Source organism: Planotetraspora silvatica (assembly GCF_016863315.1).
In the GTDB taxonomy this organism is placed as follows: Bacteria; Actinomycetota; Actinomycetes; order Streptosporangiales; family Streptosporangiaceae; genus Planotetraspora; species Planotetraspora silvatica.
In genome coordinates this window covers 104,574-111,159 of the sequence record NZ_BOOQ01000048.1, presented here as the reverse complement: position 1 = coordinate 111,159, position 6,586 = coordinate 104,574, and the positions used below count along the sequence as shown (strand labels likewise).

The following is a 6,586-nucleotide window of genomic DNA, read 5'->3' as shown; positions in this document are numbered from 1 at the left end:
GAAGGCACGAAGCGAAGGTGTGGGGTCCCCTGAACGCGCGGGACTCCCGACGGGCACGCGCCCGAGCGGTTCGGCCGAGCGGTTCGGCCGAGCGGTCCGGCAGAGTCATCCACCAAGCGGTCCGGTCAGGCGAGACGGCCAAAACGGTCCGGACAAGTGAGCCGGTTCTAGGGGCTGGGCCAGGTGTGGCTCGGGATGCCGGGCCTGAGGTGTGGCTCGGAGGACCGGGACCGAGAGATGGCAGCTGGGGCTGGGTGGGACGGGGACGGCTGACACTCGTACGGCCCGCCGGGTGGGGCGGGCCGTACGAAGACAGGGGTTTCGGATGATCAATCTCGGATGATCAAGGCTGGAGGATCAGGCGACCGTCTCGGGTGATTCGACCTCGTCGATCGTCCGGCGTGGGCCGGTGAACCACTTCTTGGCAGACAGGCTCCACCACAGGGCGATGCCGATCAGGACGGCGCCGACAGCGATGGGGGCGTAGTTGACGGATGTCCAGGCGAAGTCCTTGTTGCCTGGCACGCCCGCGGGTGCGATGGGGAGGATGAAGTAGATCGAGATGATGATGATCTCGACCACGGCGATCCAGCCCAGGACCTTGTACTTGCGCCCGAGCGTCCAGGGGCCGGGCTGGAAGGAGTCGCCGGCGCGGAGCCGGAGCCAGATGGGGATGAGGAAGGCCAGGTAGAGCCCGATCACCGCGATGGAGACCACGGCCAGGAACGCCACGGGGGTGGCGCTTCCGGGAGGGGCGTACAGCGCGGGCAGCGTGATCAGGAGGGCGACGGCGCAGCCGCCGATGATGGCGTTGACCGGGGTGCGGTTGCGGTCCACGCGTGACCAGAGCCGCCAGCCGGGCACGGCGCCGTCACGGGAGAACGCGTAGGTCATCCGCGACATGGAGGTGACGCAACTCATGCCGCAGAAGAACTGGCCGATGGTGGAGATGCCGAAGATGGCCGTAGCGAGAGGCGACGACAGCGCCGAGGTGAAGATGGCCCCGACGAAGCCGAACTCCTTGTTGATCGCGTCGACGTCGGTGGCTGCGAACAGGAACGCCAGGAGCAGGATCCAGCCGCCGATCGCCGAATAGAAGATCGACTTCCAGAGCCCCTTGGCCGCGGTCTTGGCCGCGTCATGCGTCTCCTCCGAGACGTGCGCGCAGGCGTCGAAACCGGTGATCGTGTACTGGGTCAGCAGGAAGCCCAGCGGAAGGACGTAGAGCCAGAAGGTCGGTCCGGAGGTGCCTCCACCGCCGAAGCCAGAGTTGTTGAACTGCTCGAACAGGAACCCGACGCTCTGGTGCTTGGACGGGCCGAAGATCAGGATGAGGACCACGGCGGCGGCGCCGAAGACGTGCCACCAGACCGAGATGTTCTGCAGGATGGAGATCAACCGGTGGCTGAAGATGTTGATCAGTGCGTGCAGCACCAGGATGACGGCGAACAGCAGGAAAGTCTGGTGTAACGCGTTGCCGGCGGCCCAGCTGTCGCTGAACCGGCCGATGGTGATGTTGAGGAAAGTGGCGCAGCCGTAGTCGACCGAGGCGGTCACCGCGATCAGGCCCACCAGGTTGAGCCAGCCGGTGAACCAGCCGTGGATCGGCTTGCCCAGCTTCGTGGCCCACCAGTAGATCCCGCCGGCGGTCGGGTAGGCCGAGACCAGCTCCGACATGCAGAAACCAATGATCAGGATGAAAATCGAGATCAACGGCCAGCCCACGGAGATGGCGAGGGGGCCGCCGTTGTTCCACGCCTGGCCGAAGGTGGTGAAACATCCCGCGAGGATTGAGATGATGGAGAAGGAGATCGCGAAGTTGGAGAAACCGCTCCACGATCGGGACAGTTCCTGCTTGTAACCGAGCTCGGCTAGTCGTTGGGCGTCGTCGTCGAGGGCTTGCGCCATGAGGCCTCCTCTAACAGGTGGGGGATGTCCGGCCGTCGATCAGATGGCCGAAGCTCGGATCTTCGATATCTCGTACGGCCTGCGCGAACTTGTCGGCGGCCTCCGCGTTGTAGTCGAAGCCGGGAAGCGCCCGATCGCGGACCAGGCCCTGGTGGACGACGAACCACAACGTCCAGGTGAGGTTGGACATGATCAGGTTCAGCCGCACCCGGGGGACCTGCTCGTCGTCGCCGAAGTAGGCGCGCGTGAGCCGTACGACCTGGTCGGGGTCGAGGTCGGACTCCGCGGCGATGTCGCCGAGCTCGAAGCTGGGATCGTTGTTGCCGGAGAGCTGGTAGTCGATGATGCGGATGTCCGGTCCTGTGGCGATCAGGTTCTCGGCGAGCAGGTCGTTGTGGCATGGAACGGTCGGCAGCGGGCGCGCGTTGACGGCCGCCTCGATGTCGGCCACGACGGGCAGGAGGTCCGCGTATCCCGCGGGGAGCCGCAACTCGTGCGTACGGCACCGCGCCAGCAGATCGTCGAGCTTGCGGAAGATGGAGAAGTCGTTCACGAAGGGTGGCCCGGCGTGGAGTCGCCGGCAGGCGGCCGCCACCTTCTCGATCATCGCGGGGGTGCGCACCGCGGGAGCGTCGAGGGTGACGCCGTCGAGGTATTCGAGGACCAACGCGCCCGGCATGACATGAAGGACGCGTGCACCGATTCCTGTGGAGGCGGCGCGCAGCGTGTTCGCGATCTCCTGGTCGAGCGGGATGCCCAGTCCGGCCGCCGCGATCGCGGGGTCCAGGACGCGGAGAAGCCAGCGTTCTCCGTCCTCGGTCTCCAGCCGGGAGATGTGGTGGCTCAGGCCGCCCTTGATTGTCGTGGAGGTGATCGGCCGACCGGCCCAGGCCGTGACGAGCTCCAGCGCGTCTTTGACGGCATCTGGCATGCCCGGCTCCTTTTGGTCTACCTTCAGACCATTGATCCGATTGTGCGGGCCAGGTGTTACAGGACGGTTTAAATGTCGCAACTTCCTGCCGACGCCCAAGTCGTCGTCATCGGTGGTGGCGTGGCCGGATGCAGCGTGGCCTACCACCTCGCCCGGCTCGGCTGGACCGACGTGATCCTGGTCGAGCGGCATGACCTGACCGAGGGGACGACCTGGCACTCGGCCGGTTTCGTCGGGCAACTCCGGTCGACGGTGACGCAGACGCGCATGATCATGTATTCGGCCGGCCTCTACCCCGAGTTGCGTGAACTCACCGGGCTCGACCCGGGCTGGCACGGCGTGGGCGGGTTGCGGCTCGCGACGACTCCCGAACGCCAGGAGGAACTCCTGCGTCAGGCCGGTGCGGCGGAGACCTACGGCCTCGACATGGAGATGCTCGACGCCGCGGGGACCTTGGAGCGATTTCCCTCGATGGAGGTCGGAGACGTCCGGGGATCGTTGTGGCTCCCCGGTGACGGCTGGCTCGACCCCGCGCGGCTGGGCCGGGCCCTCGCCGAAGGCGCCCGCAGGCTCGGGGTCAAGATCTTCACCGGCGTCGAGGTGACCGGCGTGGAGGTCGAGGACGGCCGGGTGCATGCCGTACGGCTCCGCGCCACGGCCGCAGGAGCAGGTGCGGGAGAACGTGCAGAAGAAGGCGCAAGAGAAGGCGAGCGCGAGGGCAGGCGAGAAGACGGGCGGGTAGGCAGGCGGGACGGCGGGCGAGAAGACGGGCGACGCGACGAGTGGGTCGTTCGCACGGAGACCGTGGTCAACGCCGCGGGCGCGGCCGCCGGAGTGGTGGGGCGCCTCGCGGGTGTCGACGTGCCGATCGTGCCGATCAAGCACCAGTACGTGGTGACGAAACCCATGGGCGTCCCGGCGGACACGCCGACCGTGCGCGACCCGGACAACATCGTCTACTTCAGGGAGGACGGCGGCGGGATCCTCGTGGGGGGCTACATCCGTACGCCGCAGGTCTGGGACGTCGCACACCCGTTGGCCGAGCCGCGCACGCTCTTCGCCCCAGATATGGCGAAATTTCAGGAGTCGTGGGAGTCGGCCGTCCACCGACTGCCGGGGCATCTCGCCGAGACCAACGCCCAGATCGCCGCCCAGACCACCCCCCAGTTCTCCGCCCAGTTCACCGCCCGGCCTGGCTCAGGCGACCACGAGAACGCCGAGGAGGTGTTCCGGAAGGTGGTGCACGGGCCGGAGGCGTTCACCCCCGACGGCGAGTTCCTGCTGGGTGAGACCGCCGTTCAGGGCTTCTGGGTCGCCGCGGGATTCTGCGTTCACGGCCTGGCCGCGGCCGGTGGCGTGGGCAAGGTCATGGCCGAGTGGATCGTCGACGGCGGTCCCGAGTACGACGTCTTCGGAATGGACGTCCGCCGTTTCGGCGCCCACGCGCGCTCAGCCAGGTGGGCGAGGGAGAAGGCGCTCGACTCCTACAGCAAGTACTACGACATCGTGTATCCCGGTGAGGAGCGCACCGCGGCCCGGCCGCTTCGTCGCTCGCCCGCGTGGGTACGGCATGCCGCGCTCGACGCCACCTTCGGGGAGAAGGCCGGCTGGGAACGGGTCAACTGGTTCGGTTCGCCCGCCGGTTCGCCCGCCGGTTCAGCCCGGGCGTCATCCAGCCCGTCGCCCGGCGCCACGCGCGGGGCCGAGCCGAGAGGCTGGGCGGGCAGAGCATGGTCACCGGCGATCCGCGAGGAGTGCCTGGCCACCGCGAGCGCTGCCGGGCTGTTCGACCAGACGTCGTTCTCGAAGCTCGAGGTCTCGGGGAAGAACGCCCTGGCCGATCTGGAACGCATCTGCGGCAACCGTCTCGACCGGCCCGTCGGCACCGTCGTCTACACCCAGGTGCTCAACGAACGCGGCGGCATCGACGCCGACGTCACCGTGACGCGACTCGCCGAGGACCGATTCCGGGTGATCACGGGGACGGCCTTCGGCGTCCACGACGCCGCGATCCTGCGCCGCCACGGCCTGGAGGTCAGGGACGTCACCTCCGCTCACGCCTGTTACTGCCTGTGGGGACCCAGGGCGTACGACATCCTGAGCGCGTTGAGCGACGACGACCTGACCTTCGGATACATGCGGGCGAGAGAGATCAGCGTCGGTCATGTCCCGGTGCTGGCCCAGCGGGTGACCTTCGTCGGCGAGTTCGGGTGGGAGCTGTACTGCCCGGCCGAGTTCGGGCTGACCCTCTGGGACGCGCTCATGGAGGCCGGCCTGCCGTACGGCATGCGCCCCGCGGGCTATCGCGCCCTCGACTCGATGCGACTGGAAAAGGGCTACCGGGTCTGGGGACTCGACATCACCCCCGAGACGACGCCGCTCGAAGCCGGACTCGGCTTCGCCGTACGACCCGAGCGGCGGGCCGCCCTTCCCGCGCCTCGCCAGACGTTGCGCTGCCTGGTGGTGGACGACGAACGTGACATCTGCCTGGGCGGCGAGCCGGTCCGGCTGAACGGGCGGCCTGTGTCCCGCGTCACCAGCGGTGGGTACGGCTGTCGCGTCGGCCGCTCGATCGCCTACGCATACCTGCCTGGCGGGGCCGCCGATGACGCTGAAGGCACCGGTGTCGCCGGCGTCACCGCGGGCACGCGCGTGGAAGTCGGCCTGAACGGCACCTGGGTCGGCGCGGAGATCGTCGCGGAGCCCCTCTACGACCCCGGTCACGACCGGGTCAGAAGCGCGCCCTGGACGGTGTGATCGCGGGTCCGGTCACGGTGCTGGTCGCGGGCCCGATCACAGTGCCGATCGCGGGGATGGTCACAGTGCTGGTCGCGGTGCTGGTCGCGGTGCTGGTCACGGGGGCAGCTCGCCCCGGGTGGGCAGTCCCTGCCACGAGCCGTGGCCGGCCACGGCGTACGCGGCCAGCGAGATGCCCCGCTTCAGCCGGTCGGAGGGATGGAGATCGTCGAGGAGAGCGCTGAGATAACCCGCGACGAAGGCGCCGCCGACACCCGCAGCGTCGACGGCGGTCACCGGTGCCGCCTGGGTGTCGTACCGCAGGCCGTCGACCGTCGCGCTCGCACCCTTCGCCCCGCGGGTCACGACCAACTCGGGCACGCCTGCCAGCGCCGGCTCGACGAGCGGAAGCTCGTCCTGGTTGGCGAACAGGATGTCGGCGAAGGTGGCCAGCTCGGCCAGCGCCTGCCGTGCCTCGTCGACGCTGTCCCACAGGTGGGGCCGGTGATTGACGTCGACGGAGACCAGCACACCGGCATCGTGTGCCAGTTTGACCGCATGGTGCACCGCGCTCCAGGCATATCCGCTCAGCGCCAGAGTGATGCCGGTGATGTGCAGGATCCGCGCGGACTGGACGGCCTCGGCGGGGACGTCACCGGTGGACAGGCGTGACCCCGCGGAGCCGCTCTGGTAGTAGACCTCGTGCGACAAGCGGCCGATCCGCCGCTGGCGGACCACGATGCCGGTGGGGGCGGTCTCGTCGACCCGGGCATGGGAGACGTCCACGCCCTCGCCGCGGAGAACGCTCAGCGTGCGCGCGCCCAGTTCGTCGATGCTCACCCGGCCGAGCCAGGCCACCCGGTGCCCGAGCCGTGCGAGGCCGACGGCCATCGTCAGCTCGGGACCTTCGACGTCCAGACGGGCCGTCATGTCATGTCGTATCCGGTCGGCCGAGACGACGCCGAGCGCCTCTCCGAGCGTGAACACCTCGGTCATGCCAGTATTTCTCCG

At 68.6% G+C, this 6,586-nt stretch carries 4 protein-coding genes; 1 reads left to right on the top strand and 3 read right to left on the bottom strand.

The genetic code is table 11. From position 1 onward, the window contains the following. Nucleotides 1-357 precede the first annotated feature (357 nt). Both Psi02_RS32270 and Psi02_RS32265 read right to left on the bottom strand, forming a co-directional pair. Nucleotides 358-1,908 carry an amino acid permease gene (locus tag Psi02_RS32270; RefSeq protein WP_203979616.1) on the bottom strand — a complete coding sequence of 517 codons (1,551 nt, stop codon included), beginning with the start codon at nucleotides 1,906-1,908 and terminating at the stop codon, nucleotides 358-360. Between the two features lie 10 nt (nucleotides 1,909-1,918). Beyond that, a complete protein-coding gene (locus Psi02_RS32265) occupies nucleotides 1,919-2,839 on the bottom strand; it encodes a phosphotransferase (protein WP_203979615.1) in 921 nt (306 codons plus the stop codon). Between the two features lie 72 nt (nucleotides 2,840-2,911). On the opposite strand from Psi02_RS32265, the gene Psi02_RS32260 reads away from it, so the two are divergent. Continuing rightward, nucleotides 2,912-5,596: a GcvT family protein gene (locus Psi02_RS32260; protein ID WP_203979614.1), complete on the top strand. Its 2,685-nt coding sequence runs from the start codon at nucleotides 2,912-2,914 to the stop codon at nucleotides 5,594-5,596. A 96-nt stretch (nucleotides 5,597-5,692) separates the two neighbouring features. Here Psi02_RS32260 and Psi02_RS32255 read toward each other — a convergent pair whose 3' ends face one another. Beyond that, nucleotides 5,693-6,571 carry a sugar kinase gene (locus Psi02_RS32255; RefSeq protein ID WP_203979613.1) on the bottom strand — a complete coding sequence of 293 codons (879 nt, stop codon included), beginning with the start codon at nucleotides 6,569-6,571 and terminating at the stop codon, nucleotides 5,693-5,695. Between the last annotated feature and the right edge of the window lie 15 nt (nucleotides 6,572-6,586).

Bases quoted from the DNA above. Each gene is read 5' to 3' on its own strand.
- Psi02_RS32255 (WP_203979613.1), bottom strand. From the start codon at position 6,571: ATGACCGAGGTGTTCACGCTCGGAGAGGCGCTCGGCGTCGTCTCGGCC.
- Psi02_RS32265 (WP_203979615.1), bottom strand. From the start codon at position 2,839: ATGCCAGATGCCGTCAAAGACGCGCTGGAGCTCGTCACGGCCTGGGCC.
- Psi02_RS32270 (WP_203979616.1), bottom strand. From the start codon at position 1,908: ATGGCGCAAGCCCTCGACGACGACGCCCAACGACTAGCCGAGCTCGGT.
- Psi02_RS32260 (WP_203979614.1), top strand. From the start codon at position 2,912: ATGTCGCAACTTCCTGCCGACGCCCAAGTCGTCGTCATCGGTGGTGGC.